The sequence below is a fragment of the Streptomyces sp. NPDC031064 genome (assembly GCF_055570965.1).
This window is the reverse complement of the sequence record NZ_JBVIGF010000001.1, coordinates 989,385-1,015,428: the sequence shown is the minus strand read 5'-3', so window position 1 is coordinate 1,015,428 and position 26,044 is coordinate 989,385. Positions and strand designations below refer to the sequence as shown.

At 70.1% G+C, this 26,044-nt stretch carries 21 protein-coding genes and 3 pseudogenes; 14 read left to right on the top strand and 10 right to left on the bottom strand.

Annotated features, from left to right (window positions below; genetic code table 11):
• Positions 1 to 300: 300 nt before the first annotated feature.
• The 4 genes from uppS to ACZ46W_RS04340 are packed head-to-tail and all read left to right on the top strand — an operon-like array spanning position 301 to position 4,993.
• Positions 301 to 1,074, top strand: coding sequence for a polyprenyl diphosphate synthase (gene uppS, locus ACZ46W_RS04355; RefSeq protein WP_468331063.1), 774 nt, complete (start codon positions 301 to 303; stop codon positions 1,072 to 1,074).
• Positions 1,075 to 1,938: a phytoene/squalene synthase family protein gene (locus tag ACZ46W_RS04350; RefSeq protein ID WP_468331060.1), complete on the top strand. Its 864-nt coding sequence runs from the start codon at positions 1,075 to 1,077 to the stop codon at positions 1,936 to 1,938. It abuts the gene before it with no gap.
• A complete protein-coding gene (locus tag ACZ46W_RS04345; protein WP_468331057.1) occupies positions 1,935 to 3,455 on the top strand; it encodes an oxygenase MpaB family protein in 1,521 nt (506 codons plus the stop codon). Before ACZ46W_RS04350 ends, ACZ46W_RS04345 begins: the two co-directional genes overlap by 4 nt.
• Positions 3,456 to 3,460: 5 nt before the next feature.
• Entirely contained in the window at positions 3,461 to 4,993 is a 1,533-nt protein-coding gene (locus ACZ46W_RS04340; protein WP_468331054.1) for an ABC1 kinase family protein, read from the top strand.
• A 140-nt stretch (positions 4,994 to 5,133) separates the two neighbouring features.
• Here ACZ46W_RS04340 and ACZ46W_RS04335 read toward each other — a convergent pair whose 3' ends face one another.
• The gene (locus ACZ46W_RS04335; RefSeq protein WP_468331051.1) at positions 5,134 to 6,258 is read right to left on the bottom strand and encodes a magnesium and cobalt transport protein CorA; all 1,125 of its coding nucleotides are present in this window, start codon (positions 6,256 to 6,258) and stop codon (positions 5,134 to 5,136) included.
• 113 nt (positions 6,259 to 6,371) lie between these two features.
• Here ACZ46W_RS04335 and ACZ46W_RS04330 point away from each other — a divergent pair, with 113 nt between their 5' ends.
• Positions 6,372 to 7,472: a winged helix DNA-binding domain-containing protein gene (locus ACZ46W_RS04330; RefSeq protein ID WP_468331048.1), complete on the top strand. Its 1,101-nt coding sequence runs from the start codon at positions 6,372 to 6,374 to the stop codon at positions 7,470 to 7,472.
• Positions 7,473 to 7,592: 120 nt separating this feature from the next.
• Here the strand turns inward: ACZ46W_RS04330 and ACZ46W_RS04325 are convergent, their stop codons facing one another.
• Together ACZ46W_RS04325 and ACZ46W_RS04320 are read right to left on the bottom strand one after the other, a co-directional pair.
• Positions 7,593 to 8,240, bottom strand: a complete 648-nt coding sequence (locus ACZ46W_RS04325) for a LysE family translocator (protein ID WP_468331045.1) — start codon at positions 8,238 to 8,240, stop codon at positions 7,593 to 7,595.
• Between the two features lie 33 nt (positions 8,241 to 8,273).
• Entirely contained in the window at positions 8,274 to 9,104 is an 831-nt protein-coding gene (locus ACZ46W_RS04320) for a helix-turn-helix transcriptional regulator (protein WP_468331042.1), read from the bottom strand.
• Positions 9,105 to 9,216: 112 nt separating this feature from the next.
• Here ACZ46W_RS04320 and ACZ46W_RS04315 point away from each other — a divergent pair, with 112 nt between their 5' ends.
• Complete coding sequence (locus ACZ46W_RS04315) at positions 9,217 to 10,890, top strand: AMP-binding protein (RefSeq protein WP_468331039.1); 1,674 nt, start codon at positions 9,217 to 9,219, stop codon at positions 10,888 to 10,890.
• Positions 10,887 to 12,488, top strand: a complete 1,602-nt coding sequence (locus tag ACZ46W_RS04310) for an AMP-binding protein (RefSeq protein WP_468331036.1) — start codon at positions 10,887 to 10,889, stop codon at positions 12,486 to 12,488. Before ACZ46W_RS04315 ends, ACZ46W_RS04310 begins: the two co-directional genes overlap by 4 nt.
• 71 nt (positions 12,489 to 12,559) lie before the next feature.
• Here the strand turns inward: ACZ46W_RS04310 and ACZ46W_RS04305 are convergent.
• Positions 12,560 to 13,027: pseudogene (locus ACZ46W_RS04305) on the bottom strand (hypothetical protein); the annotation flags it as partial.
• 578 nt (positions 13,028 to 13,605) lie between these two features.
• Positions 13,606 to 13,942 (bottom strand): annotated as a pseudogene (locus ACZ46W_RS04300) (hypothetical protein); the annotation flags it as partial.
• A 129-nt stretch (positions 13,943 to 14,071) separates the two neighbouring features.
• Here ACZ46W_RS04300 and gcl point away from each other — a divergent pair.
• Positions 14,072 to 15,856, top strand: coding sequence for a glyoxylate carboligase (gene gcl, locus ACZ46W_RS04295; protein ID WP_468331033.1), 1,785 nt, complete (start codon positions 14,072 to 14,074; stop codon positions 15,854 to 15,856).
• A gap of 76 nt (positions 15,857 to 15,932) precedes the next feature.
• Here the strand turns inward: gcl and ACZ46W_RS04290 are convergent, their stop codons facing one another.
• Positions 15,933 to 16,859, bottom strand: a complete 927-nt coding sequence (locus ACZ46W_RS04290) for a peptidoglycan recognition protein family protein (protein WP_468331030.1) — start codon at positions 16,857 to 16,859, stop codon at positions 15,933 to 15,935.
• Positions 16,860 to 16,980: 121 nt separating this feature from the next.
• Here ACZ46W_RS04290 and ACZ46W_RS04285 point away from each other — a divergent pair, with 121 nt between their 5' ends.
• The gene (locus ACZ46W_RS04285; RefSeq protein ID WP_468331027.1) at positions 16,981 to 17,142 is read left to right on the top strand and encodes a hypothetical protein; all 162 of its coding nucleotides are present in this window, start codon (positions 16,981 to 16,983) and stop codon (positions 17,140 to 17,142) included.
• A gap of 260 nt (positions 17,143 to 17,402) precedes the next feature.
• The gene (locus ACZ46W_RS04280) at positions 17,403 to 17,723 is read left to right on the top strand and encodes a helix-turn-helix domain-containing protein (protein ID WP_468331024.1); all 321 of its coding nucleotides are present in this window, start codon (positions 17,403 to 17,405) and stop codon (positions 17,721 to 17,723) included.
• Positions 17,724 to 17,861: 138 nt separating this feature from the next.
• Here ACZ46W_RS04280 and ACZ46W_RS04275 read toward each other — a convergent pair whose 3' ends face one another.
• Both ACZ46W_RS04275 and ACZ46W_RS04270 read right to left on the bottom strand, forming a co-directional pair.
• Positions 17,862 to 18,497 (bottom strand): methyltransferase domain-containing protein, encoded by a 636-nt coding sequence (locus ACZ46W_RS04275; RefSeq protein WP_468331021.1) that lies wholly within the window; start codon positions 18,495 to 18,497, stop codon positions 17,862 to 17,864.
• A gap of 172 nt (positions 18,498 to 18,669) precedes the next feature.
• Positions 18,670 to 19,191 (bottom strand): annotated as a pseudogene (locus tag ACZ46W_RS04270) (hypothetical protein); the annotation flags it as partial.
• A gap of 645 nt (positions 19,192 to 19,836) precedes the next feature.
• On the opposite strand from ACZ46W_RS04270, the gene ACZ46W_RS04265 reads away from it, so the two are divergent.
• From ACZ46W_RS04265 to ACZ46W_RS04255, 3 genes are all read left to right on the top strand, one after another.
• The gene (locus ACZ46W_RS04265; protein WP_468331018.1) at positions 19,837 to 20,100 is read left to right on the top strand and encodes a hypothetical protein; all 264 of its coding nucleotides are present in this window, start codon (positions 19,837 to 19,839) and stop codon (positions 20,098 to 20,100) included.
• A gap of 557 nt (positions 20,101 to 20,657) precedes the next feature.
• Complete coding sequence (locus ACZ46W_RS04260; RefSeq protein WP_468332443.1) at positions 20,658 to 20,750, top strand: DUF6233 domain-containing protein; 93 nt, start codon at positions 20,658 to 20,660, stop codon at positions 20,748 to 20,750.
• Positions 20,751 to 21,034: 284 nt separating this feature from the next.
• Positions 21,035 to 21,670, top strand: a complete 636-nt coding sequence (locus ACZ46W_RS04255; RefSeq protein WP_468331015.1) for a hypothetical protein — start codon at positions 21,035 to 21,037, stop codon at positions 21,668 to 21,670.
• Between the two features lie 134 nt (positions 21,671 to 21,804).
• Here the strand turns inward: ACZ46W_RS04255 and ACZ46W_RS04250 are convergent, their stop codons facing one another.
• The gene (locus ACZ46W_RS04250; RefSeq protein WP_468331012.1) at positions 21,805 to 22,221 is read right to left on the bottom strand and encodes a hypothetical protein; all 417 of its coding nucleotides are present in this window, start codon (positions 22,219 to 22,221) and stop codon (positions 21,805 to 21,807) included.
• A gap of 1,016 nt (positions 22,222 to 23,237) precedes the next feature.
• Here ACZ46W_RS04250 and ACZ46W_RS04245 point away from each other — a divergent pair.
• Positions 23,238 to 23,876, top strand: a complete 639-nt coding sequence (locus ACZ46W_RS04245; protein ID WP_468331009.1) for a hypothetical protein — start codon at positions 23,238 to 23,240, stop codon at positions 23,874 to 23,876.
• Positions 23,877 to 24,422: 546 nt separating this feature from the next.
• Here the strand turns inward: ACZ46W_RS04245 and ACZ46W_RS04240 are convergent.
• Complete coding sequence (locus tag ACZ46W_RS04240; RefSeq protein WP_468331006.1) at positions 24,423 to 25,880, bottom strand: catalase; 1,458 nt, start codon at positions 25,878 to 25,880, stop codon at positions 24,423 to 24,425.
• Positions 25,881 to 26,044 lie beyond the last annotated feature (164 nt).

The following is a 26,044-nucleotide window of genomic DNA, read 5'->3' as shown; positions in this document are numbered from 1 at the left end:
CCGCGACCGGGTGGCACGGCGCAGGCCGTGCCACCCGGTCGATTGGTGCTGGGCCGACGCAGCCCGCCTTCTCCCGTGGGGGAATGAAGTCCCCCTTTTACGCTCCCGCCTCTTCGAACAAAGCCTGTTCGAGAAAGGCTCTGGTGAAATGCCGCAAAGTACTCCGTAAATCTGCGTGAGCGGGCGGGAATTGTCTTCCTGGTCGCACATCGGTGCGGCTGGAAAACCGCAGCGATTGCGGCTGTTGGGGGCTGGGTACGAACGGGGCCGGGAGCAGCGCGAAAGGGAGGGTGGAATCACATGGCCGGTACCCCGTTGTCCTCGAAACCTCATCCGTCCGGGGGCTGGTCGCCCCTGTGGGCGCCGGAGCGGGTACCCGCACACGTCGCCCTGATCGTCGACGGCAACGGCCGGTGGGCAGCTCGTCGCGGGCTGGCCCGCAACGCCGGGCACGCGGCCGCCGTGCCGCGCCTGCTCGACACCATCGACGGGGCTGTGGAGGCGGGGATCCGGTACCTGTCGTTCTATCTGTTCTCCACCGAGAACTGGCGGCGCGAGCCGGGGGAGGTCGCGAGGACTCTCGAAATCATCGGTGGCTTCGTCACCGACAACCAGGCCGCGCTGCACGCCAAGGGGGTTCGTGCACTGTGGTGCGGCAGACGCGACCGTGTGCCTCCCGCACTGGGCCGTACCCTCGCAGACTTCGAACAGCTCACCCGAGACAACCGGACCCTGGACCTTGTCTTCTGCGTCGACTACGGCGCCCGCGACGAACTGCTCAGGGCCGCGGCCGAGTTGGCACGGGAGGCCGCCGACGGACGGCTGAGCCCCGACCGCATCGACGTCGCGTCGCTGACCAGCCGGCTGTACCAGCCCGGCGTACCCGATGTGGACCTGCTCATCCGCACCTCGGGCGAGTACCGGATCAGTAACTTCCTGCTGTGGCAGTGTGCTTACGCGGAGCTGTACTTCACCGACGTTCTCTTCCCGGACTTCGACCGCTTCGCCCTCTGGCAGGCGGTGGCCGACTATGCCGGGCGGGAACGCCGTTTCGGCAGTGCAGGGGCGGCCTGAGTGAAGCTTGTGCCGCCCGCCTCGTACCGGGCCGTGCTGGACCGTGCCGGAGTGCACGAGCCTCCGGTGAGGAACACCTATCGGGACATCGCCCGCACGGTTCGCCGACTCGAGCCCCCCTACTACGCGGCCACTCGGCTCCTCGCACCGTCCCGGCTACAGCCGCACATCCTGTGCGTGTACGCGTTCGCCCATGCCACGGACACCGCTTCCGACAGTGGGCCGGTCGCCGGGCGGCCCGCTCGCTTCCGTGCGTGGGAGGCCACCGTACGGGCGGCTCTCGCCGACCGGCGTGCGGACGATCCTCGGCTGGCCGCGCTGCTGCACACCCTGGAACGCACCGGGCTGCCCGAGACGTGGGTGGGCGACTTCCTGGACGGCATGGCCGGCGACCTCGGCTACCGTGACTTCGGCTCGGAGGCCGGCTTCCAGGCGTACGTGGACCGCGTCTCGCATCCACTGATGCTCCTGCTCTGCGGAGTCCACCCCGGGTGCCGCACCCAGGAGGTGGTGCGCGCGCTGCGCGATGCGGCCGAGGCCGGGCAGCGCATCGACTGCCTCGGCGACCTTGCCGATGACCTGCGGGCCGGGCTTCCCTGCCTGCCGCACACCGGCCGGCAGTTGCACGGGCAGATCGAGCTCGCCGGTGCGGCCCTCGACCGGGCCCGTCGCGTTCTGCCGCTCCTGCCGCCGGAGTTCGCTCCTGTCATGACGGCGTTCCTCGACGTGCAACGGATCCAACTGCGGGCGGTCGCACGAGCCGGGACCCGCCTGCCGCGACACACCGTCCGAACCCCTCTGATGCCCTCGCTCAAGGTCCTCTTCGCCGCCCGGCGGCAGCACATGGAAGGCGCCCTGTCATGACCGCACCCCTGTCGGCCTCCGAGCCCGAGGTCACCATCGACTGGACGGGTTTCCCCGGCCCCGGGTCGGTGACCTGGGACCTGCTGGGCCAGTGGCGGATGGCACTGGTCATGCCCCGCCTGCTGGTGCTGCAAGCGGCTCACCCCGTGGTCGGTGCCGGCCTGGCGAAGCACTCCACCTACCGCACCCATCCCTGGCGACGCGTCGACCACACCCTGATCAGCCTGCAGCGCTTCATCTACGCCCCACCCGAGCAGCGGCACAAGGAGGTGCAGCGGATCCTGCGCGCCCACCGGCGTATCAAGGGAACCGATGCGCGGGGCCGCGCCTACACCGCCGAGCAGCCGGAGGTGCGGGCCTGGGTGCTCGGCACCGTGTTCGAGGCGATGAGCAGCATGGAACGGCTCGCCGGCCGGCCCCTCACGGCCGCCTACGAGGCGCGGCTGTACGACGAGTGGTGTGCCACTCTGGGCGCCTTCGGGCTGGACCGCGAGCTGCTGCCGCCTGACCTCGACGGGTTCTGGGACTACTTCGAGCGGATGCAGCGTGATGTGCTGGAGGACAACACCGAGGTCCGTTTCCTCATGCGGGACATGTACCGAGGTGCCGCGACACCGTCGATGCTGGAGTGGTGCCCGCCGCTGTGGGCGCTGATGCGCTCCTCCGCCGCGATGCTGATGCCCGGCGCGGTGGCCGCGCAACTGCCGCGCACGTACCGGGAACGGCTCCATCTGCACGTGGGACAGGCCGACCGCACGCTGTCGCGCACCGTGCACCACACCGCACGCGCCGCGCTGGAACCGTTGTCCGTGCGCGGCCGGTACATGCCGATCGCCGCCGCCGCGATGGCGGGCCGGGACCTGGACGAGGCGAACGACGGCCCCCTCGGCGGCTTCAGGCTTCCCGGCGCCGGTTTGCTGGCTCGGCCTCTGGGGCTGGTCAGAGCGGTGGCTTCCGCGGCCGTCCGCGGACCGGACCGCGACTCCAGGGCGGACCGGCTGGGACGCTTCTTCTCCCAGGTGCTCGACCAGACCGGCGACGGCAGGATCGACGCCCCCGACCTCCAGGCGATGGCCCGTGCCCTGTGCTGGCAACTGGAGCTGTCCCCGGAGCGGGAGGACAAGGTGTACGCCGGTTTCACCTCGTGGTGGGAGCACATGCGCTCGACCATGGACACGGACGGCGACGGGAGCATCAGCAAGGACGAGTGGATCACGGCCATGCTCCGCAACTGCGACGCGGACCCCGGATACGTGCGCGACGGCGTGCACCATGCGGTGCGCGCCATGTTCGAGGCGGTGGACGCGGACGGCAGCGGGGCGATCGACCGGCATGAGTACCGTACGGTGTTCACGGGCGGCCGTGTCGACCCAGGTGACCTCGACCGCGGCTTCGACGAACTCGACGCCGACAAGGACGGCACGATCAGCCTGCCCGAACTTCTGGACGGATTCACGGCGTTCTTCATGGCCCGGGAATCCAACGTCTCCGGAACCCAGTTGCTGGGGCGGGCCTGAGAGCGGTGACCGTAGCAAGGGAAGCGGTACGGGGCGTTGCTGTGGCCCGGCTGGCGAAGATGCTCGCGCGTGACGTGCTCACGGCCCACGAGGGTGCCGATACGGCTGAGGACAGAGTGGCCGCGCAACGCTACCGGGCGCGGCGGATCCGGGAGGCGTTGGAGGCGCTGGGGCCTTTCTACATCAAGGTCGGACAGGTACTCGCCACCCGGCCGGATCTGGTCTCCGGCGCGTTGGTGACGGAGCTGGAACGGTTGCAGGGCACGGTGACGGCGGTGCCGTTCGCCGCTTTCGAGCCGGTACTCGAGGCGGAACTGGGTCGTAACTGGCGCCGGCTGTTCCGCGAGGTCGAAACCGGTCGGCCCTGCGGCTCCGCGTCGCTGGCCCAGGTGTATCCCGTGGTGCTGCACGACGGCAGCCGGGCGGTGCTCAAGGTGCAGCGGCCCGGGGCCGAGGGCCGGATGCGGGCGGACATGGCGGCGCTGGGCCGAGCTGCCCGGATGACGGGGCGGGCGGTTCCCCGGCTCGCGGAGGTGCTGGACCTCGACGCTGTCCTGCAAGGGATCTTCGACTGCATGCGTCCGGAGCTCGACTTCACCGCCGAGGCGGCTCACATGGAGACCGGTCGCCGGGCGGCCGGGGGCTTCCGCCACCTCACGGTGCCCGCGGTGCGGCAGGCCGGGCGGCGGGTGCTGATCCAGAGCGTCGCACCCGGACGGGCGCTGAGCGCCGGGGCGGTGGACGACCTGTGCGAGGAGCAGCGCGAGCAGGTGGGCGCCGAACTGCTCAGGTACATGTACCGGGGATACTTCGTCGAGCACTTCTTCCACGCCGATCCGCACCCGGGCAACGTCTTTCTGCACCCCGAGACAGGAGCGACCCTCATCGACTGGGGGATGGCCGGGCGCGTCGACCGGCACACCGGGACACTCGGGGCGCTCGCGTTCACCAGCATCGCCCAGAATGACGCGCGCGGGCTGGCCGCCGCCTGGCTCGAGCTCGGCCGGTCGACCCCGCGCACCGACCTGCCCGGCTTCCGGGACGATCTGACGCGCGTGGTGCCGCAGTTGGCCATGAGCCGGCTCGACGGCATGAACTTCGGCTCGGCCCTGGCCACCATCCTGCGGTGCGCTGCCCGGCGCGGAATCCGTACCAGCCCCATGATCGGCATGTTGGGCAAGTCCATGGCCAACGTCGAGGGCACGGTGCGCGCCATGGCCCCGGACCTGTCGGCCACGGAAGTGTTCAGGGAGGCGCTGATGGATGTCATGGGTGAGCTCGCGCGGAAGTACCTGTCACAGGAACAGGTGGCACGGCGGGGGCTGGAGCTGATGGCGGTCGGTGACAGCGCCCTGGACGAGGCGCGCGCCGTTCTGCGCGGTCTGGCCGGTCAGGAGGGAGCGGCGCGTACGGGGCCGTCGCCCGGTCACGGTACCGGTGGTGAAGGGCGCGGCCCGCTGGCACGCTACGGCGGTGCCGCGGCCGGGTGGGCGCTCGCCGCGTGGGCGGTGCACCGGGTGACGCGCCACGTCCCGTGATGCCGGTGCGACGTCTCGTCGGTCCGGGTCGAGCCCGACGGATGCGCCGGCGAGGGTGACGGCGGCGAGGTGCCGGCCGGGTGGTTCGCCGCGGCGCGCTGCCTGGCACCCACTCGCCATGACGCCGCCCGATGTGCTGTCTACAGCCAGTCCCGCCTCTTGAAGACCACGTACAGGCTCGAACACACCACGGCCATCAGCAGGATCGCGAACGGGTAGCCGTACACCCAGTGCAGCTCCGGCATGTGGTCGAAGTTCATGCCGTAGATCGTCCCGACCAGCGTCGGGGCGAAGAGGATCGCCGCCCAGGACGAGATCTTCTTGATCTCCTCGTTCTGCTCGAAGCCCGCCTCCGCCAGCGCCCGCATCTCCGCGTTCTGCTGCTGCGTGACGAGAGTCGCGTTGACCGTGAGGATCTCGGTGAGGGCCTGGCGGAAGCCGTCCACGCGTTCGCTGGTGTGGGTGACGTGGTCGGCGACGTCCCGCAGGTGGCGCTGGAGTTCCTCGTCCGTGCCGTACTTGGCGAAGCCGGCCATCAGGCCGTGGAGCATGCCGACCAGGGGGCGGGTGGCGCGCTGGAACTCGACCATTTCGCGGGAGAGTTCGTAGATGCGGCGGGAGACCGCCGGATCGCCCCGGAAGACTTCGGTCTCGATCTCGTCGATGTCGTTCTGGACGCCCGCGACGACCGGGGCGTAGCCGTCGACAACGGCGTCGAGGATGGCGTACAGCACCGCCTCGGGGCCGAGGGCGAGGAGTTCGGGGGTCTCCTCCATGCGGCGGCGCACGGCGGAGAGGTCCGGGGCGGCGCCGTGGCGGACCGTGATGAGGAAGTCGGCGCCCAGGAAGACGTGCAGCTCACCGAAGTCGACCTCCTCCTGCGCGTCGAGGTAGCGGGCGGCGCGCAGGACGACGAAGAGCGTGTCGCCGTAGCGTTCGAGCTTCGGGCGCTGGTGGGCCTCCATGGCGTCCTCGACGGCCAGCTCGTGGAGGTCGAATTCGGCCGCCAGGGAGAGCAGTTCCGCCTCCGAGGGACGGTGGAGCCCTATCCAGGCCATGCCGTCCGGCTCCTCGCGCAGTTGCCGGAAGGTCTCGGCGAGCGTCCCGGGGGAGGAGACCTTGTGGCCGTCCCGGTAGAGGGACGCCTGGACCACGCTGCCCCGGTCGGGGGACGGGGAGGGGGACGCGGTGGGCGGGTGTTCGGCGACGGGCGCGGGGGCCGTGGAGCGCCGTCGCCAGTTGGGCTTCTTCGAGGGCAGGGTCATAGGGGTCTCACCTCCCGGGTCGAACCATATACGTCCCGGTTTGCACTGGCATGGCAGGACCGGCATCGTATTGCGGACAGCACCTGTCCGCGAGGGCGCGTAGCGTGCCGGACATGGACTCCCGGAAGAAGCCCGTGCTCTCCGCCCGCGCCCTCAACCGCGCCACCCTGGCACGGCAGCTCCTGCTGCGTCGTACCCCCATGTCGGCGGAGCACGCCATCGCGCACCTCGTCGGGCTCCAGGCCCAGAACACCAAGCCGCCCTACTACGCCCTCGCCGCCCGCCTCGACGGCTTCCGCCCCGAGGAGCTGTCCGCGCTGATGGAGGCCCGGGAGGTGGCACGGATCGTCACCATGCGGTCCACCATCCACACGCACACCGCCGACGACGTGCTCGCCCTGCGCCCGCTCGTCCAGAGCGCCCGCGACCGGGAGGTCACCGTGTTCCGCAAGGGGCTCGTGGGGGTCGACCTGGAACGGCTCAACGCCATCAGCCGCGACCTGGTCGAGGAGCGGCCCCGTACGCCGAAGGAGATCCGCGAGGCGCTGCTGAAAGAGTGGCCGGAGGCCGACCCGCTCGCCCTGTCCGTCGCCGCCCGCTGCCTGCTGCCGCTCGTCCAGGTCACCCCGCGCGGCCTGTGGGGACGCAGCGGCCAGGTCGCCCTCACCACCGCCGAGACCTGGCTCGGGAGGTCCGCCGAGCCGGCGACCCCGGAGGCGGCCGTACTGCGCTACCTCGCCGCCTTCGGCCCTGCCTCCGTCAAGGACATGCAGACCTGGTCGGGCCTGACCCGGCTGCGCGACGCCTTCGAGGCGCTGCGGCCACGCCTGCTGACCTTCCAGGACGAGTACGGTGCCGAGCTCTTCGACCTGCCCGAGGCGCCGCGCCCCGACCCGGACACCCCGGCGCCGCCGCGCTTCCTGCCCGAGTTCGACAACCTGCTGCTCTCGCACGCCGACCGCACCCGCGTCGTACCGAAGGAGTACAAGGACCGCACCTGGAAGGGCAACCAGGCGTACCGCACCTTCCTCGTCGACGGCTTCCTCGCCGGGATCTGGGGCCTGGAGGAGACGAAGGACGGGGCGACGGTGACCGTGCAGCCGTTCGGGACGCTCACGCGCGAGCAGCGCGCCGCCGTGGCGGACGAGGCCGGACGGACGATGGCGGTGATGGCCCCGGGGAAGGCGTGCGAGGTGCGGTTCGGCGCGCTGTAGCCTCACGGTGCCGTGCGGCCTGCGGCGCACGCGCACGAACGGGCGGCGCACACGCACGGACGGGCGGCGTGCACGCACGGACGGGCGGCGCACACGTACGAACGCGCGGCGTCCGCCCCGCTAGTCCGCGCGGCCCGTCGCCGCCACCGTCACGCCCAGGCCGATCATCGCGAAGCCGCCCGCGCCGCCCACCATCGACAGGCGGCGGTCCGAACGGGCGAACCAGCCGCGCGCCGCCGCCGCGCCCAGGCCCCACAGCGTGTCGGTGACCAGGCCGATGCAGATGGGCACCAGACCCAGGAGCAGCATCTGGACCGCGACCTGGCCGGCCGCGTGGTCCACGAACTGGGGCAGCACCGCCGCGAAGAAGACGATGCCCTTCGGGTTCGTGACGCCCACGACGACGCCGTCCAGCAGCGTGCGGAGGTCACCCCGCGACGTGGCGGGCGGAGGCGTGTTCAGCAGGGCGGCCTTCATGTCCTTGCGGTGCCGGAACGCCTGCACCCCCAGGAAGACCAGGTACGCCGCGCCCGCCAGCTTCACCGCCATGAACACGGCCACCGAACGCTCCACCGCCGCGCCGATCCCCAGCGCCACGGCCACCACCAGGACGTACGAGCCCAGCACGTTGCCGAGCACCGTCGCCATCGCCGTCCGCCGGCCGTGCGCGAGGGCGCGGCCGATCACGAACAGCACGCTCGGGCCCGGGATCACGATCACGAGCATCGACATGGCCGCGAAGGCCAGCACACGGTCTGTGGACACCATGGCCTCACCCTAGTGCGCGCACACGTGTGAACGTCAGGGCAACAACCCCGCCCGCCGGGCCGCCGCCACCGCCTGGCCACGCGTGTGCGCGCCCAACTTCCGCATCGCCGACCGCAGGTAACCCTTGACCGTCTCGGGCCGCAGGCCCAGCCGCTGCGCCGCGCCCGTGTTGGTCGCGCCCGACGCCACCGCCGCCAGCACGTCCGCCTCCCGGGGCGTCAGCGTCACGCCGGGCGCGCCCGCCGGCACCCGGGCCGACGCGAGCCGCCCGCACACCGCCAGCAGCTCGGCGCGCAGGGCCGGGTCGGCGATCCGGGGCGCCAGCGCCCGCAGCTCGCCGTGCGCCTCACGGACCGTCTCCCACGCCGCCGGTTCCCCCGACGGGCCGGTGGACGCCCCGGCCGAGGCCAGCCGCTGGGCCTCGTCGCGTACCGCCAGGGCCTGCTCCACGTCCCGGGCCGCCGCGACCGCCGCGTCGAAGACCCGGTCCCCGAGCGGCAACGGCTCGCGCAGCCCTCCGTACAGCACACCCCGCACCCGCCGCCGCACCACCACCGGGACGGCGAGCACCGAGCGCAGCCCCTCCGCCGCGACCGGGCCGTCGTACTCGTGGCTGATGTGGCGCGCCGAGGCGTAGTCGGTCACCGCGCACGGCCGGGCCAGCGCGATGGCCTTGCCGCCGAGCCCGTTGCCGGTGCCGACCGTGAGCCCGCGCAGGGCGGTGGACAGCGCGCCGTTCAGCTCGGCGATCCGCATCCGGCGGCCGTCGTGGAGCAGGCCACCGAAGGCGACGGGCAGCCCGCTGGCACGGCGCAGGCGCAGCAGGGCCGCGCGTATCTCCACAGCTTCCACCCGCTCGGACACGTCACCGCTCCTTCACCCCCGTTCGGGGGTAGTGAGACCTGGGTCACCGATTACACGATGCCGGTGACGGGTCCCGCAATGACGGGGTCCGGGAAGTTGTCGAGGAGGACGTATGGCGGCAAGCGGCGCGACGCGGGAGTTCCGGCAGGCCCGGGACTTCCTGCTGCGGCACCGGGAGGACTACGAGGCGGCGTACGAGGGGTTCGCCTGGCCCCGGCCGGACCGCTTCAACTGGGCGCTGGACTGGTTCGACGTCATCGCCGAGGGCAACGACGCGACCGCCCTGCACATCGTCGAGGAGGACGGCACCGACACGCGCGTGAGCTTCGCCGACATGCGGACGCGCTCCGACCGGGTCGCGAACTGGCTGCGCGGGCTGGGCGTACGGCCCGGGGACCGGATCGTCGTCATGCTCGGCAACCAGGTGGAGCTGTGGGAGACCGCCCTCGCCGCGATGAAGCTCCGTGCCGTCGTCATCCCCGCCACCCCCCTGCTCGGCCCCGCCGACCTCGCCGACCGCATCGAGCGCGGCCGGGCACGGCATGTCATCGTCCGCGCCGAGGACACGGCGAAGTTCGACGACGTGCCGGGCGACTACACCCCGATCGCCGTCGGTGCGCGCGTCCCGCACTGGATCGCGTACGAGGACGCCCACGGGGCGTGCGTGCCCTTCCAGCCCGACGGCGACACCCGCGCCGACGACCCCCTGATGCTGTACTTCACCTCCGGCACCACCGCCCGCCCCAAGCTCGTCGAGCACACCCACACCTCGTACCCCATCGGCCACTTGGCGACGATGTACTGGATCGGTCTGCGACCCGGCGACGTGCACCTGAACATCTCCTCGCCCGGGTGGGCCAAGCACGCCTGGTCCAACCTCTTCGCGCCCTGGAACGCCGAGGCGACCGTCTTCATCCACAACTACACGCGCTTCGACGCCGCCCGCCTGATGGCCGAGATGGACCGGCACGGCGTCACCAGCTTCTGCGCCCCGCCCACCGTGTGGCGGATGCTCATCCAGGCCGACCTGTCCGCGCTGCGCACCCCGCCCCGGGAGGTCGTCGCCGCGGGGGAGCCGCTGAACCCCGAGGTCATCGAGACCGTACGGCGCGAGTGGGGCGTGACCATCCGGGACGGCTTCGGGCAGACCGAGACGGCCGTCCAGGTCTCCAACAGCCCGGGCCAGTTGCTGAAGGCGGGCTCCATGGGGCGGCCGAGCCCCGGCTTCCGCATCGAGCTGCTCGACCCGGTGACGGGGAAGCCGGGCGCGGCGGAGGGCGAGATCGCCATCGACCTGTCGACCGGGCCCGTGGGCGTGATGACCGGCTACCACGGCGACCCGGAGCGTACGGCCGAGGCGATGGCCGACGGCTACTACCGCACCGGCGACATCGGCGCGCGCGACGCCGACGGATACGTGACGTACGTGGGCAGGATCGACGACGTCTTCAAGGCGTCCGACTACAAGATCTCACCGTTCGAGCTGGAGAGCGCCCTGCTGGAGCACGAGGCGGTCGCGGAGGCGGCGGTCGTCCCGGCACCCGACCCGGTCCGCCTCGCGGTGCCCAAGGCGTACGTCGTCCTCGCCGACGGCTGGGAGCCCGGCCCGGAGACGGCGAAGGCCCTGTTCGCGCACTCGCGCGCGGTCCTCGCGCCGTACAAGCGCGTCCGCCGCATCGAGTTCGCCGAACTGCCCAAGACCGTGTCGGGGAAGATCCGCCGGATCGAGCTGCGGGAGCGCACGGCGGCCGGGTCGGCGGCCGAGTACGTGGAGGGCGAGCTGTGACGAACCTGTCGTACGCGCATGGAACGGGCGACACGGCACTGCTCGGCGACACGATCGGCGCGAACCTGGCGCGGGCGGTGGCCCGTCACCCCGGCCGGGAGGCGCTCGTCGACGTGCCGTCCGGGCGCCGCTGGACGTACGCCGAGTTCGGCGCCGCCGTGGAGGAGCTGGCGCGCGGGCTGTTGGCGGCCGGGGTCGCCAAGGGCGACCGGGTCGGGATCTGGGCGGTGAACTGCCCCGAGTGGGTGCTCACGCAGTACGCCACCGCCCGGATCGGCGCCATCATGGTGAACATCAACCCGGCGTACCGGGCGCACGAGCTGGCGTACGTCCTGCGCCAGGCGGGCGTCTCGCTGCTGATCGCGTCCCTCGCCCACAAGACGAGCGACTACCGGGCCCTGGTGGACCAGGTGCGCGCCGACTGCCCCGGTCTGCGGGCCGTGCACCACATCGGGGACCGGTCGTGGGACGAGCTCGTCGGCGGGACGGTCACGGACGCGGAACTGGCCGCGCGGGAGGCGGAGTTGTCGTGCGACGACCCCGTCAACATCCAGTACACCTCCGGCACCACCGGCTTCCCCAAGGGCGCCACGCTCACCCACCACAACATCCTCAACAACGGTTACTTCGTGGGCGAGATGCTCGGCTACACCGAGCGGGACCGGATCTGCCTGCCCGTGCCCTTCTACCACTGCTTCGGCATGGTGATGGGCAACCTCGCCGCCACCTCCCACGGCGCCGCCATGGTGATCCCGGCCCCCTCCTTCGAGCCGGCGGCCACGCTGCGCGCCGTCCAGCGGGAGCGGTGCACCTCGCTGTACGGCGTGCCGACGATGTTCATCGCCGAGCTGAACCTCCCGGACTTCGCCTCCTACGACCTCTCCTCCCTCCGGACCGGGATCATGGCCGGCTCGCCCTGTCCGGTGGAGGTGATGAAACGGGTCGTCGCCGAGATGAACATGGCGGAGGTATCCATCTGCTACGGCATGACGGAGACCTCCCCGGTCTCCACCCAGACCCGGCGCGACGACGACCTGGAGCGCCGCACCGGCACGGTCGGGCGGGTCATGCCGCACGTCGAGGTCAAGGTCGTCGATCCGGTGACCGGCGTGACCCTGCCGCGCGGCGAGGCGGGCGAGCTGTGCACGCGCGGCTACAGCGTGATGCTCGGCTACTGGGACGAGCCGGAGAAGACCGCCGAGGCGATCGACGCGGGCCGCTGGATGCACACGGGCGACCTCGCGGTGATGCGGGAGGACGGGTACGTCAGGATCGTCGGCCGTATCAAGGACATGATCATCAGGGGCGGGGAGAACGTCTACCCGCGCGAGATCGAGGAGTTCCTGTACGCCCACCCCAAGATCGCCGACGTACAGGTGGTCGGGGTGCCCGACGAGCGGTACGGGGAGGAGATCCTCGCCTGCGTGATCCCGCGCGACCCGGCGGACCCGCCGACGCAGGCCGACATCACCGCGTACTGCCGCGAACGGCTGGCGCACTACAAGATCCCGCGCCGGGTTGAGATCCTCGACGCCTTCCCGATGACGGTGAGCGGGAAGGTACGGAAAGTGGAGCTGCGCACGCGGTACGGCGGCTAGGCGGGCCCACCCGGCCCGGGGCCTTACGCGCCCCGGGCTTCACGCGCCCGGGGCTTCACGCGCCCGGGGCTTCAGGCGCCCCGGGCGACGAGTTCGTCGGCGGCGGCGTTGAGGGGCTGCGGGGTGCCGGTGAGGTCCATGACGAACAGCGGCAGCCGCAGCCGGTCGGCGCGGGCGCGCGCCTTCTCCTCGTACCCGGCGAGGGAGAACGACACGCTCGTCGCCGATGCCGCCAGGCCGGTCAGCCACAGGCACTCCACCGCGCGCAGGGAGGTGGGCCGGGTGGTGGGGTCGACCTGCGCGACCAACCCCGGGCCGCGCAGCTCGACGCCGAACGCCGAGCCCGGCCCGTGCCCGGCCCCGGAGGGCTCCTCGGGCTGGACGACGTCACGGAAGCCGAGCCAGCGGAGGTAGAGCGCGGCGGCGGTGACCGCGTCGCGCGCGGTGCGGATGGTCACCGGCCGGAAGGACGGACGCGGCACGGCGGCGGTGCGCGGCAGCGGGATGTGGGAGGGCGCCGTCGAGATCCCACCCGCGGAAGCGCCCGCCCCGGCCCCGGTGTCCGACCCCGTCCCGGAGGCCCCGGCCTCGGCGCTCGCGGACCCCGCCTCGGAGGCCCGCGCCCCGGCGGCCCCGGTCCCGGACGCCCCGGACTCCGCGCCGGCGGTCCCGGCCCCGGAGCCCGCGGCCGTGGTCCCCGTTCCGGAGGGCCCGTCTCCGCTGGGCCCCGGCTCCGGGGACTCGACTCCGGACGCCCCGGATCCCGTAACGGAGAACCCAGCCCCCAAGGCCCCGATCCCGGAGGGCCCCCTCCCGGACCCGCAGCCCCCGTCCCCGGCCGCTCCGGCCCCGGACGTCCCTGACGCCGAGGGCCCGGTCCCCGAAGCCCCGTCCCCGGCCGCCCCGGCTTCCGTAGCCGAGAACCGTGCCCCGGACGCCCCGGACGCCCCGGACGCTCCTCCGGACGCCCCGGCCTCCGACCCCGAGAACCCGGCCGCGGCGGTCCCGGAGGCATCCGCACCGGCCGCTCCCGCCCCGGGGAGGTACGAGCCGCCCGGCCCGGTCGCGGCCGCCGGGGAGTCCGGTGCTCCGGCTCCCGGGCCCCACTGTGGCGGTACGGCGGTGACCGGCCGTACCGGGACGCGGAGCACCGTGCCGCAGGGGCAGCCCAGCTCGGGCTGGGGCCACTGGTCGTGGCGCCCGCACGCCGTGCAGCGGACGGTGACCCAGTCGTCGGTCCAGGTGCGGTGGGTGATCGGCTCGGCGGGGGCGCCCCTCAGGAGCGGCGGGACGACGGGCACACCGCACGGGCACGGGTAGACGGGCGGCGCGTAGGCGTGCGTGCGACGGCAGGCCGGGCAGCGTACCGGGACGTTCTCTCCCACGTAAGACCCCCTTCTTTCCGCCACCCATCGTCCACCAAGGGCGTGCGCTTGGGGACGGAGTTCGGCCATCCCTTGACTGCATGTCTCCCACACCCTAGATTGCTTCCGTATAGCAGAACTACACTTCCGCATTACGGAATCAAAGCTCTCAGGTGGCGCGACAGAGCACGAATCCGCTGGCCGAAGCAGGAGCACCCAATGCCTCGTATGACCGCCGCCCGAGCGGCAGTTGAGATCCTCAAGCGCGAAGGCGTCACCAACGCGTTCGGTGTGCCGGGCGCGGCGATCAACCCCTTCTACAAGGCCCTCAAGGAGGGCGGCGGCATCGACCACACGCTCGCCCGCCACGTCGAGGGCGCCTCGCACATGGCCGAGGGCTACACCCGCGCCAAGGCGGGGAACATCGGTGTCTGCATCGGCACGTCCGGCCCGGCCGGCACCGACATGATCACCGGCCTGTACTCCGCGATCGCGGACTCCATCCCGATCCTCTGCATCACCGGCCAGGCCCCGGTCTCGAAGCTCCACAAGGAGGACTTCCAGGCCGTCGACATCGCCTCGATCGCCAAGCCGGTCACCAAGGCCGCGACCACGGTCCTTGAGGCCGCCCAGGTCCCGGGCGTCTTCCAGCAGGCCTTCCACCTGATGCGCTCCGGCCGTCCCGGCCCGGTCCTCATCGACCTGCCGATCGACGTCCAGCTCACCGAGATCGAGTTCGACCCCGAGACGTACGAGCCGCTCCCGGTCTACAAGCCGCAGGCCACCCGCGCCCAGGCCGAGAAGGCCCTGCGGTTCCTGCTGGAGTCCGAGCGCCCGCTGATCGTCGCCGGCGGCGGCATCATCAACGCCGACGCCTCCGACCTGCTGGTCGAGTTCGCCGAGCTGATCAACGTCCCGGTCATCTCCACCCTGATGGGCTGGGGCACCATCCCCGACGACCACGAGCTGGCCGCCGGCATGGTCGGCGTCCAGACCGCGCACCGCTACGGCAACGCGACCTTCCTGGAGTCGGACTTCGTCCTCGGCATCGGCAACCGCTGGGCCAACCGCCACACCGGGTACAACCTGGAGGCGTACACCAAGGGCCGCAAGTTCGTCCACGTCGACATCGAGCCCACCCAGCTCGGCAAGATCTTCGCCCCCGACTACGGCATCGCCTCCGACGCCAAGGTCGCGCTGGAGCTCTTCATCGAGGTGGCGAAGGAGCTCAAGGCCGAGGGCAAACTGCCGGACTTCAGCGCCTGGGCCGCCTCCGCGCAGGAGCGCAAGTCCACCCTGCTGCGCCGCACGCACTTCGACAACATCCCGATCAAGCCGCAGCGCGTGTACGAGGAGATGAACAAGGCCTTCGGCCCGGAGACGCGCTACGTCACCACCATCGGCCTGTCCCAGATCGCCGCAGCGCAGTTCCTGCACGTCTACCGGCCGCGCCACTGGATCAACTGTGGCCAGGCGGGCCCGCTCGGCTGGACCATCCCGGCCGCCATCGGTGCCGCCACCGCCGACCGGGAGACCCCGATCGTCGCGCTCTCCGGCGACTACGACTTCCAGTTCATGATCGAGGAGCTGGCGGTCGCCGCGCAGCACAAGGTCCCCTACGTCCACGTTCTGGTGAACAACGCCTACCTGGGTCTGATCCGTCAGGCGCAGGCGGGCATGGACATCAACTTCCAGGTCAACCTGGAGTTCGAGAACATCAACACCCCGGAGCTCGGCGTCTACGGCGTGGACCACGTCAAGGTCGCCGAGGGCCTGGGCGTCAAGGCCATCCGCGTCGAGGACCCGAATAAGCTGGGCGAGGCCTTCGAGGAGGCCAAGAAGCTGGCGCAGGAGTTCCAGGTCCCGGTCGTCGTCGAGGCCATCCTGGAGCGCGTCACCAACATCGCGATGAGCAAGACGGTCGACATGAGCAACGTGACCGAGTTCGAGGAGCTCGCCACCGAGCCGGGGCACGCCCCGACGGCGATCCGCCCGCTCGTGTAGTACGCGCGGCAGTCGCACCCTGAAAGGCCCCCGCCCCGGAGTCCCCGGGACGGGGGCCTTTCCCTTTCCCCGCGGCTCAGGTGGACCAGCGCAGGGCCCGCAGCACCCGCCAGGTGACGCTGGCGGCGCGGTCGGCCAGGATCTCCACCCGTAACACCTCGTTGGTGTCCAGGACGCCGTTGCGCGTGACGGCGACGTTCAGCACCCCGTTCGCGCCGATCGTGCCGCAGTCCATGGGCAGGTCGAGGGAGCGGTGCTTGGTGGTGAGGTGGTAGTCCTGGAAGCGCATGGTGACGCGCGTACCGGCCTGGCCCTTGACCGTGGCGTACGCGGTCGCCGAATAGGCGCACGGGCCCTGGAGCAGCGCGGCGTCGTTGGCCATGGCCAGTTGCTTGTACTTCCCCGCCTCCAGGGCCGGGCCGCCCTCCTGGGTCTCGTTGATGACGGTCGGCATGGGGTCCTCCTCCTGTGGCTGGCCGCTCGCCCGGGCGACGATCCCCGGGAAGACGACGTTCTTGAACTGGCGCACCCGGGCGTCACCGGGGCAGGCCGTACCCCCGCTCGACCACGCGGAGTGCAGCCGGTGGTAGCCGTAGCCGGGATCGGACGCGGTACGGCAGATCCGCAGCGGTATGCCGTGCCGCTTGTGCAGCCACACCCCGAGCCGGATGAGCTGCTCGACCTGCTTGTCGGTCCAGGGATCGGTGTGCTTCAGATTGGACGCCGTCTCGATGGACACCGCCCCGGTGCCGTCGGGGCGCCGGTTGGCCTGGTAATTGGCGTCCGCGCGGGTCTCGGTGCCGATGTACTGCGCGAGGTCGCCCTCGTACCCCAGCCCGAAGTGGCTCTCCAGGTTCGACGAGTCACGCCAGTACTCGTACATCCGGCGCGCGGTCCACGGAGCGGCGATGCTGTGCATGATGAACTGTGTGGGCCGGATCGCCGGCTGGGCGTCCGACTCGGGCTGCAACTCCATGCGCGTCGCAGCGGTATACCACGCCATGGCCCCCCTTTCCGGAGCTGCTGACAGGTACACGGTGGTGTACGTCCAGTCCGGGTACTACCCACCGTGCGTAACCGACACCCCTGTGCTCCATCCCCCGAAACGCGGGTACCCGACCCCCATGGCAGACGTTGTGGACGCGGACGAACTGCTCCGCCGCATCCGGGTCACCCGGGACTGGGCACGCCGACAGGAGCAGGAGGCGCAGGACGAGATGTCGGCATCGGCGTACAAGGCGGTGAGGAGGGCCCTGGACAAACTGATCGACCCCTCCTCCGGCTGACCCCGGCACCCTCCCGCCCCACCGGGCGCTGTTCCGGCGGGGCGGGTTCGGTAGCACCAGCACGCCGCAGCCATCAGCGCGCTGTTGGGACGTGTTCCACGGTACGGCGGGGCACTGACAACGCGCCTCGACGCCGGGCCTCGGCATCGGGCCACGGGACGCGCGGGCACAGGGAAGAGCGCGGAGTTGGGGGGCCGTGACCGTTTCTTGAGCATGGATACCGGAAACCCGGACATTTCAATGCCGTTCGGTGCCACTCAATGCCAGTGGAGACCCCCGGAAGCCGTTGGGTGTTCCCGCGGGAACAGGCCCTCGACCAGACCATGCAGGCACGAGCGTGGGACGGTGCCACGCTTCACCCCACCGCCGGACCACGCCCTCGCCGACGGCGGGCCATCGGCGACGAGATCCGCGCGGTACGCCTCCACGCGAACCTCCCCCAAGAGGCAGTGGCGAACCGGATTGGCATGGACCGGGCGACGTACAACCGGATCGAGCAGGGCCATAGCTCGCCGCTTCTCGACACCCTCATCCTCATCGCCGACGCGATCGGCGTACCCCTCGCTGACCTCGTACGGTGAGCCCCTGCTCCGCTGGACGCCACAAGGGGACGACTGGCCCGTCCGGACGGCAGAGCGCCGGACACTTCCTGGGCCACGGCGGAGCAGGGGCCGAGCCCCGGCCGGCTGTGACGAGGATCAGCGGCGGTCGGGGCGGTCTCACAGGGCGGGTTCGCGCACCGGTGCCGCCTCGGTGATCCGTTCCGGATGATGGAGCCAGACCTGCTGACCCCGGGCGGACACGGTCAGCCCGAAGTCCCATGCCTGGGGGGAGCCGAGTGCGACGTACTCCTCGTGCGCCCGCTCCACTTCCTGCCAGAGGCTGCGCACTCCGTACTCGATCGCGACTTCGCTCGTGGCTGCGGTGGCCGCGCAGCCGTCGTTGTCCTGTAGCCAGAACTGGGCGCCGTCGTTCCGGTCGATGTGCCACACGCGGACCTCGGGCAGGCGGATGCCCGCGTACAGCGCGAACCCGAGCGTCAGCATTCTTCGCGGGTCGACCTTCGCGTCCGTGGACCGGCATGTTGCCTGGTCGACCGGAGCGGGCGTGGGTGCTCGGTGCGAGCGCATCGGCATGTACGAGGCGCCGCTCTGGAACCGGCCCGCTGCCACGCCGCTGCCATCGGTGGTGAGTTGTACGACGGCGCCGCTCCAGAAGTCGCGGGCCATCGGGGCGACCAGGATCCCGCCTGGGTGCAGTTGCTGCACGAGCTGGTGCGGAACCGTCCGGAGTGCACACGTGGCGATGATGCGGTCGAACGAGGCCTGGTCGGGCCAGCCCCATGCACCGTCCACGCATGCCAGGTTGGGCCAGTAGCCGGCAGCGCGGAGGACGGCGGCCGCGTGATGTGCGAGACCTCCTCGATCTCGACGCTGTACACCGCCGAGTCGCCGAGGCGGCGGGAGAGCAGCGCGCGACGTACCCGGACGCGGTGCCGATCTCAAGCACGCGCTGACCGGTTTCGATCTCCAACAGACGGAGCATGCGGGCGACCATCGACGGCTGTGAGTTGGAGGACGTGGCGATGCCGGGGCCGTCCGGCTTGCCGTCGTCGAGCTGGAGAACGACCGGCTCGTCCGAGTGGGTGAGGGCCAGGCGCTCGGCCTCGGTGGTCAGCGGCTCGCACGCCGTGGGGGTCTGCCGCCATGCCTGCTGGGGAATGAAGGGCTCGCGGGGGACGGCGTGCCAGACGTCGCGCCATAGTTCGTCGAGCAGACCGCGTTCGTAGAGGTTCTCTACGAGCGCGGCATGCCCGCCCAAGTGGGCGGTGCTCACATCAGCGCCCGTCGGTGTCGGTGACCCGGCTGGGCCCGGAGCCGTCGGGGGGACGGCGGGGAGGGCGGCGGAGTCCAGGGCTTGTCGGATGGCGCGCCGCCGTGCTTTCCTCCGTCGGCCATGGTGTCGCTCATCCGTACCTCCTGGGTAGGTGGTGCCGGATGTGGCGGGGTGGTGGTGTCCGCCCCCTGCGCCGTCCCCGCCGTAGGTCATGGGCAGCGGGCGGAGATCAGCGGTACATCAGGGCGTCAGACGAAAGCATCGGGTGGCCTACGCGCGGCGTCTTCCGCCCGCTGAGGCCATCGGGCGCCCGAGTACTCGTGGAAGTGGTCGCCCTCGTGGCCCGGGGCGTGGGTGCAACAGCGGCTCGGTGTACGGGGATGTGGTGACCAACACAGGTCCAGGCCCGGTGGGCGCATCACGTGGGCTGCCGTGCGTGGCTGCCCGGCCGCACGGGCGCTCACGGGGTTGACTCCGGTGTCGCCAGTACCTCGTACAGCGGCTTCACACCCCGCGCCTTGGCCCACGCGCGATGGGCGTATACGGCCCGGTCCGGGCGGGAGTTGGCGGCGACGGACCGGATGCACACGTCGGCGTGCGGCTCGGGACAGTAAGCGCACCGAAGCGCTGACGGGCTGCTGGTTCGCTGCTCTGGCATGGGGCCAGAGTGGCCCCCTCACAAGGGCGCAGCGCTCACAGTTCCGTGAGCGCTGTGAGCGTGTTACAGGCCGATCCAGGCGGCCATGTGGCTGAGCGTGTCGGGGGTGCGGCGAGCCGTGTGCGGGAGCCTCGTGATGGCGTCGCGCGTCCCGGAGTGATACCTGGTCTGCTCGGGCGCCGGCGTCGCGCCTCGACGAGATGCCGCAGCGCACGGTCCGTGTGGCCGGTCTCCATTTCCACCACTGCCTGATCAACGAGGAACCGGGCGCGCCGGGACGTCAGCGTCGCTGGCGGCAGCTTGATCTTCCGTGCCTGCTTCAGCGCCGCGTCGAACTGCCGAAGCGTGATCGACGCACCCATCTCGTGCGGGGCGACGTTCATCTGGCCGAAGGAAAGCCAGTGCACCTCTCGGGCCTCCTCACCGACACGCTGCGCCAGCCCCGGGCCTCGGCGATGTGCTGAGCAACAGCGTCGGGGTCGTTGGCTCGGGCGGCGACGGCTGAGGCCCCCAGGTGCAGTTGCCCGGCGACTGCCAACGCCTCGCGCGAGTCCTCGCCATCGAGTAGGGAATGCCCGGCCTGGACGAGCCGGCGGCCTAGGTCGTGCTCTGCGGTCTTATGCCCGAGGGCCCGCTTGTACTGGCGGAATGCGGCGAGGCAGGGGTCTGACGTGCGTTCCGCGGCCCACCCCATGCGGTCGAGCGCGACCGTCGCCAGGTCCTGGTACCCCACCTTCAGCGCCACGTCGTGAGCCGTGCGGTAGGTGGAGGCGAGGGCTTGCCACGCAGCCGTAGAGGGACGCGTCTGCACGACGAGGGTCAGGGCAGCGATGAGCGGCGGGAGGCTCGTGGCTGCCTTGCGGAGGTGCGCGGCCCGGACCTCCTGGCACACTCGGTGAGCCGCAGCGGCAAGTTCCGTGACCGATCCGGCTGAGGTAACTGGGGACGGCTCCAAGTCGAAAAGGTCAAGTGCCTCGCGAATCGGACGCACGAGGGTGGACCCGCTGCGAAGGGCCGGGCGATCACCCGGGAAGAGGCGCTGCGGCTGCTCACGGACGCCGGTGTCGAGGCGTGCACCATGTGCCGGCCGGATCGGGAGCTTGGCGTCTTGTGACATGCCCGGCCTCCGTTCAGATGCATCCGGACGGAGGCTGGAGCCATGCCCGGACGACCACCCGTGATCGTCTACACGCCGTCGCCGACGGGTGGCCGACGGGTTCGGGCCGACAGCCAGATCCTCGGCTTGACGGTAGGCAGCCTCCCGTGGGCGTGCGGTCCAGATGCGGCGGGATCAGTTTTGGCGGAGGCTAGGGGCTGTGTCCGCTTATGCGTCGATGCCCTATCGGGTGGGCAGTTGGGAAGAGGGCATCGAGCTGGCCCGATTTCGTGGAGGGCTGCATGACCTTTGACCCTTCAGAGGAGTCGCCCGAACCCTCAGAGAAGTCACCAGAGTCACCAGAGGAGCCGCGTGGAAGCAAGCTGCGGGCAAATATCGGCTGGTGGCTCGGCGCGGTGTCGGCCGCCGTCGGAATTCTGGCATTTATCCTGACCCGCTGCGAGGGTCAGGGACCCAGTTTTGACGAATGGAAAGCGCAGGCTGACGCAGTGTGCGAGAAAGAGGGTCCCAGTGTGGGTGCCCATATTGTAAACGCGGCCAACGCCGTTGACCAACTGAACGCCGCTGATACCTGGACGCAGGAGCAGCTTGATGCGACGGCGACGGAGCTTACAGATGCCGGGGTGGCAATGCGACGCCTTGTCGGTAGTTGGCGGGCATTGGAACGCCCAGATGGGCGGGGGGAAGACATTGACAAGCTGCTTCAAGCAGGTACGGCCGTCAGTGACGCGTACTACGAGTCGGCGGAGGGCGTTTCCGTAGGGGCTCCTACGAAAGAGCAGAACACTAAACGCTTTGACACGGCGAAGAATTTCGCAGTGCAAATTCGCGACCTGGGTTTGGAGCAATGTCAGTACTGGTACGGGAAGCCGGAAGACATTCCCGACACACCCATCCCGGCTACGCCGGGGTCCTAATGGGCTGGAACTGGACGAGACCGAGGTGACCATGTCGCCGATGATCGAGTGGCGCACACGGCGGCCCGGACGTGTGGGTGGTGGTCCGGCGTGAGGTTGGCCTCGACCCCGGCAGTCATGGCTCTCACCTTTATCTAAGGGCGGTTCGGCGTACTCCCCTTAAAATACCAAATCATCACCAGCGGAATACAGAGGACGACAACGCCAACGCTTGCCGTAAAAGCGATGCCGATTGCGTCGAGATCTTTGGTGACATCAGGGGCAAATAGGCCAAAACGAATCAAGGCCCCACCCCCTAGAAGCCCCAGGCCCAGTACTACCACTTGCGCCGCATCGGTCGTCTGTCTATGAGTTGCGTGCTCCAATAGTGCGATGACTCCGAACAGAAGTGGAACCACCACACAGGCGGCAGCGTAGCTAGCGAATCCAAACGTTCCCACTTCGACCAAAAATTGCACCGGCCCGCCAGAATTCTTCACGAATCCAACAATCGTGGCCCCTGTGGCAATGCAGAAGGTCAGGAATTCGCCGACCTTCTGAACGTTTTCCATGTGCAGCAGAAGGCCTCTTGGTCGCGGCTCTTGCTGTCGAGGGCCAGACACGCACCTCGCCCCCAGACGGTGGGAGTGCCGGCACAGGGAGCCGGAGCCCTTCTCTTCTGTCTACGCCCAATGGACAAGATCTGCAAAGTTTCCCACCCATTAACGCCCCGGCAGCCGCCAGGGCGTCTTTTCACAGCAGCCCTCCCGGGCCCGCTGTGCACGGCGTGATCGCCAAGAACGGCGACGTCTACTGGATCAGCGCCGGCCGCGCCAACCACGTCGGCACCGGCGACCCTGACGTGCTCGCCGCCGTCCGCGACGAGCACGCGCTGTCGACCCCGAATGACCGCAGCGCCGACGCAACGTGCACTTCTAGCGAGCTCCAAGAGCGGCTGCTGCGTCGAACTCCGTCAGGCTGTCCTGTGCGGCGTTCACGCGTGGTAGGACTCGGTGAAGCGCGATGGCGGCCAGGGCGGGAATGGCGTCGGCACGGTGAGCGTCGTACTCGTCGGGGTCAGTAGGTGACCGCACGCTTCGCAGGCGATGTGCCATTCTCCGTCGGTCGCGACGAGCGTGAACGCGGAGCAGGCCGGACAAGGCGCGTCTTTGGGCGTACGGCGGACCGCGGCGCCGGTCAGGAACCGGGCGCGGCGTACGGCGTCCTCAAGCTGGTTTTGTAGTTCGGCAGCCCAGGGGCGGCTCATGGCGTAAGGCACGTAGCCGGTCAGCCAGGCGCACCAGGTGACGTTGCCGCCGCGGCGGGACCAGGAGCCGTCGCACGGGTCGATACGCGCGGTGCCGTATCGGTCCCGTCGTACGGCCGGGTACTCGGTGGCGATGTAGCGTGCCCGGCCGTACAGCAGGGCGGCGAGCGGTATGCCGCCGGTTTGGTCGCCGTGCGGTCCAGATGCGGCGGGACCAGTTTTGGCGGAGGCTAGGGGCTGTGTCCGCTTATGCGTCGATGCCCTATCGGGTGGGCAGTTGGGAAGAGGGCATCGAGCTGGCCCGATTTCGTGGAGGGCTGCATGACCTTTGACCCTTCAGAGGAGTCGCCCGAACCCTCAGAGAAGTCACCAGAGTCACCAGAGGAGCCGCGTGCAAGCAAGCTGCGGGCAAATATCGGCTGGTGGCTCGGCGCGGTGTCGGCCGCCGTCGGAATTCTGGCATTTATCCTGACCCGCTGCGAGGGTCAGGGACCCAGTTTTGACGAATGGAAAGCGCAGGCTGACGCAGTGTGCGAGAAAGAGGGTCCCAGTGCGGGTGCTCACTTTCACAATGCGTCCATCGCCATGGACGAACTGGAGGCCGCTGATCCCCCCTGGACGCAGGAGCAACTTGATTATACGGCGACGGAGTTGGCGGACGCCGGAGTGGCAATGCGGCGCCTTGTCGGCAGTTGGCGGGCATTGGAACGCCCAGATGGGCGTGGGGAAGACATTGACAAGCTGCTTCAGGCAGGTACGGCCGCCAGTGACGGGTACTACGGTGCGGCGGACGGCGTTGCCGTAGGGGCTCCTAAGAAGGAGCAGGGCATCAAACTCATTGAAGCGGGGAATAATCTCGCGGTGCAAATTCACGACCTGGGTTTGGAGCAATGCCAGTACTGGTACGGGAAGCCGGAAGGCATTCCCGACTCGCCCATCCCGGCTCCGCCGGGGTCCTGATATGAATGCCGATCTGGTTAAAAGCGTGCGCGTCGACGGCGTGATCCCCGGTCTCGTACCACATGCGGGACGTGGGCCGCATTCCTCCGCCGTGCCGTGCCCTGCCGTAGCTGCTTTGTGACCAATCTTGCGGTGTTCGGAAAAACGCGGGAACACAACGGGAACCGAGGTCAGCGATACAAGGAAGAGCGCGGAGTTGGGGGACCGTAAACCCCAACTCCGCGCTCTGGCTTTTCTGTTGGTGTGAAGTTGTAGCCGTCCGACGGTGCGAGGCTGGTGCGACAGGACGTTCGCGCCGCCGGACGGGGGTCTTGGGGGAGGTGAGGGGCGCTGGGACCGCGGCGGCGGCGACGGGGTTCCGGCCGGCCTTCCTTCAGGTCAAGAAGGTGACCGGTACCCCTTACCACCGCACTGGCACGCTCGCCGCCGCGGTCCTCACGCTGTCCGTACCGTTGGCCACCCCTCATCCGGGCCCGCGGTGCGGACTGCGTACGGCTGCCGACCTCCCGTCGGGAGCCGTACGCGGTCTGGTGTCGCCGGTGGGTCTCAGTCCTCGCGCAGCGCGCGGACCGCTTCCTCGACGCGCTTGCCGTAGTCCGGGTCGGCGGCGTGGAAGTGGGCGAGGTTCTTCTCGATGACGTCCTCGCGGGAGACCTGGGACAGGCCGCCGGCGATGTTGGCGACGAGGCGGGACTTCTCCTCCTCCGACATCAGGCGGTACAGCTCGCCCGCCTGGAAGAAGTCGTCGTCCTTGACGTGCAGCGGGGCCGCGTGGGTGCCCGTGTAGCCGGAGATGGCCAGCGGGGCGGAGAGCGCCGCGTCGGTCTGTGCGGGACCGGCGTAGGAGTTGGGCTCGTAGTTCTTGTCGTGGCGCGAGCCGTTGCGGGTGGCCATGAAGCCGTCGCGGCCGTAGTTGTCGGCGACCGTCGCCTTGGGGGCGTTCACCGGGAGCTGGGTGTGGTTGACACCGAGGCGGTAGCGGTGGGCGTCCGCGTAGGCGAAGAGGCGGCCCTGGAGCATCTTGTCCGGGGACGGGCCGATGCCGGGAACGAAGTTGTTCGGCGAGAACGCGGCCTGCTCGACCTCGGCGAAGACGTTGTCCGGGTTGCGGTCGAGGACCATCCGGCCGACCCGCTGGAGCGGGTAGTCGGCGTGCGGCCACACCTTGGTCAGGTCGAACGGGTTGAAGCGGTAGTTCGCCGCCTCGGCCGCCGGCATGATCTGCACGTACAGGGTCCAGGAGGGGTTCACACCGCGCTCGATGGCCTGGAGCAGGTCGGTCTGGTGGCTGTTGGCGTCCTTGCCGACGACCTCGGCGGCCTGCTCGGAGGACAGGCAGCGGATGCCCTGGTTCGTCTTGAAGTGGTACTTGACGAAGAAGGCCTCGCCCTCGGCGTTCGTCCACTGGTAGGTGTGCGAGCCGTAGCCGTTCATGTGGCGGTACGAGGCCGGGATGCCGCGGTCGCCCATGAGCCAGGTGATCTGGTGCGTCGCCTCGGGGGCGTGCGCCCAGAAGTCCCAGACGTTGTCCGGCTCCTGCTTGCCCGTGAACGGGTCACGCTTCTGGGAGTGGATGAAGTCGGGGAACTTGATCGGGTCCTTGATGAAGAACACCGGGGTGTTGTTGCCGACGAGGTCGTAGTTGCCCTCTTCGGTGTAGAACTTCACCGCGAAGCCGCGCGGGTCGCGGACCGCGTCCGCGCCGCCCAGCGAGTCGGCGACGGTCGAGAAGCGGATGAAGAGCTCGGTGCGCTTGCCGACCTCGCCCAGGAAGTCCGCCTTGGTGTAGGCGGTGACGTCGTCGGTGACCTCGAAGTAGCCGTACGCACCGGAGCCACGGGCGTGCACGACGCGCTCCGGGATGCGCTCACGGTTGAAGCGGGCGAGCTTCTCCAGCAGGTGCTGGTCCTGGAGGAGGAGCGGTCCACCGACGCCGGCGGTGGCGGAGTTCTGGTTGTCGGCGACAGGGGCGCCGGACTCGGTCGTAAGCACGCGCTTCGACATCGTGACCTTCCGATACGTACGGGAGCTGCTGGCGGTGCGAGGAGCGTAAGTACGCCCCCGAGCTCACGTCAACAGTTTGTTGAAAGTGAAGCTGAGGTGTTCCGGACGGCGCCGCCGCCTGGGCGCGACAGGACAGGTGTCAGCGGCGACGCCGCCCGGAAATC

Coding starts and splice junctions, on each gene's coding strand:
- uppS (WP_468331063.1), top strand. CDS start 301: ATGGCCGGTACCCCGTTGTCCTCGAAACCTCATCCGTCCGGGGGCTGG.
- ACZ46W_RS04345 (WP_468331057.1), top strand. CDS start 1,935: ATGACCGCACCCCTGTCGGCCTCCGAGCCCGAGGTCACCATCGACTGG.
- ACZ46W_RS04335 (WP_468331051.1), bottom strand. CDS start 6,258: ATGACCCTGCCCTCGAAGAAGCCCAACTGGCGACGGCGCTCCACGGCC.
- ACZ46W_RS04330 (WP_468331048.1), top strand. CDS start 6,372: ATGGACTCCCGGAAGAAGCCCGTGCTCTCCGCCCGCGCCCTCAACCGC.
- ACZ46W_RS04325 (WP_468331045.1), bottom strand. CDS start 8,240: ATGGTGTCCACAGACCGTGTGCTGGCCTTCGCGGCCATGTCGATGCTC.
- ACZ46W_RS04315 (WP_468331039.1), top strand. CDS start 9,217: ATGGCGGCAAGCGGCGCGACGCGGGAGTTCCGGCAGGCCCGGGACTTC.
- gcl (WP_468331033.1), top strand. CDS start 14,072: ATGCCTCGTATGACCGCCGCCCGAGCGGCAGTTGAGATCCTCAAGCGC.
- ACZ46W_RS04290 (WP_468331030.1), bottom strand. CDS start 16,859: ATGGCGTGGTATACCGCTGCGACGCGCATGGAGTTGCAGCCCGAGTCG.
- ACZ46W_RS04285 (WP_468331027.1), top strand. CDS start 16,981: ATGGCAGACGTTGTGGACGCGGACGAACTGCTCCGCCGCATCCGGGTC.
- ACZ46W_RS04280 (WP_468331024.1), top strand. CDS start 17,403: ATGCCAGTGGAGACCCCCGGAAGCCGTTGGGTGTTCCCGCGGGAACAG.
- ACZ46W_RS04265 (WP_468331018.1), top strand. CDS start 19,837: ATGCCGCAGCGCACGGTCCGTGTGGCCGGTCTCCATTTCCACCACTGC.
- ACZ46W_RS04255 (WP_468331015.1), top strand. CDS start 21,035: ATGACCTTTGACCCTTCAGAGGAGTCGCCCGAACCCTCAGAGAAGTCA.
- ACZ46W_RS04250 (WP_468331012.1), bottom strand. CDS start 22,221: ATGGAAAACGTTCAGAAGGTCGGCGAATTCCTGACCTTCTGCATTGCC.
- ACZ46W_RS04245 (WP_468331009.1), top strand. CDS start 23,238: ATGACCTTTGACCCTTCAGAGGAGTCGCCCGAACCCTCAGAGAAGTCA.
- ACZ46W_RS04240 (WP_468331006.1), bottom strand. CDS start 25,880: ATGTCGAAGCGCGTGCTTACGACCGAGTCCGGCGCCCCTGTCGCCGAC.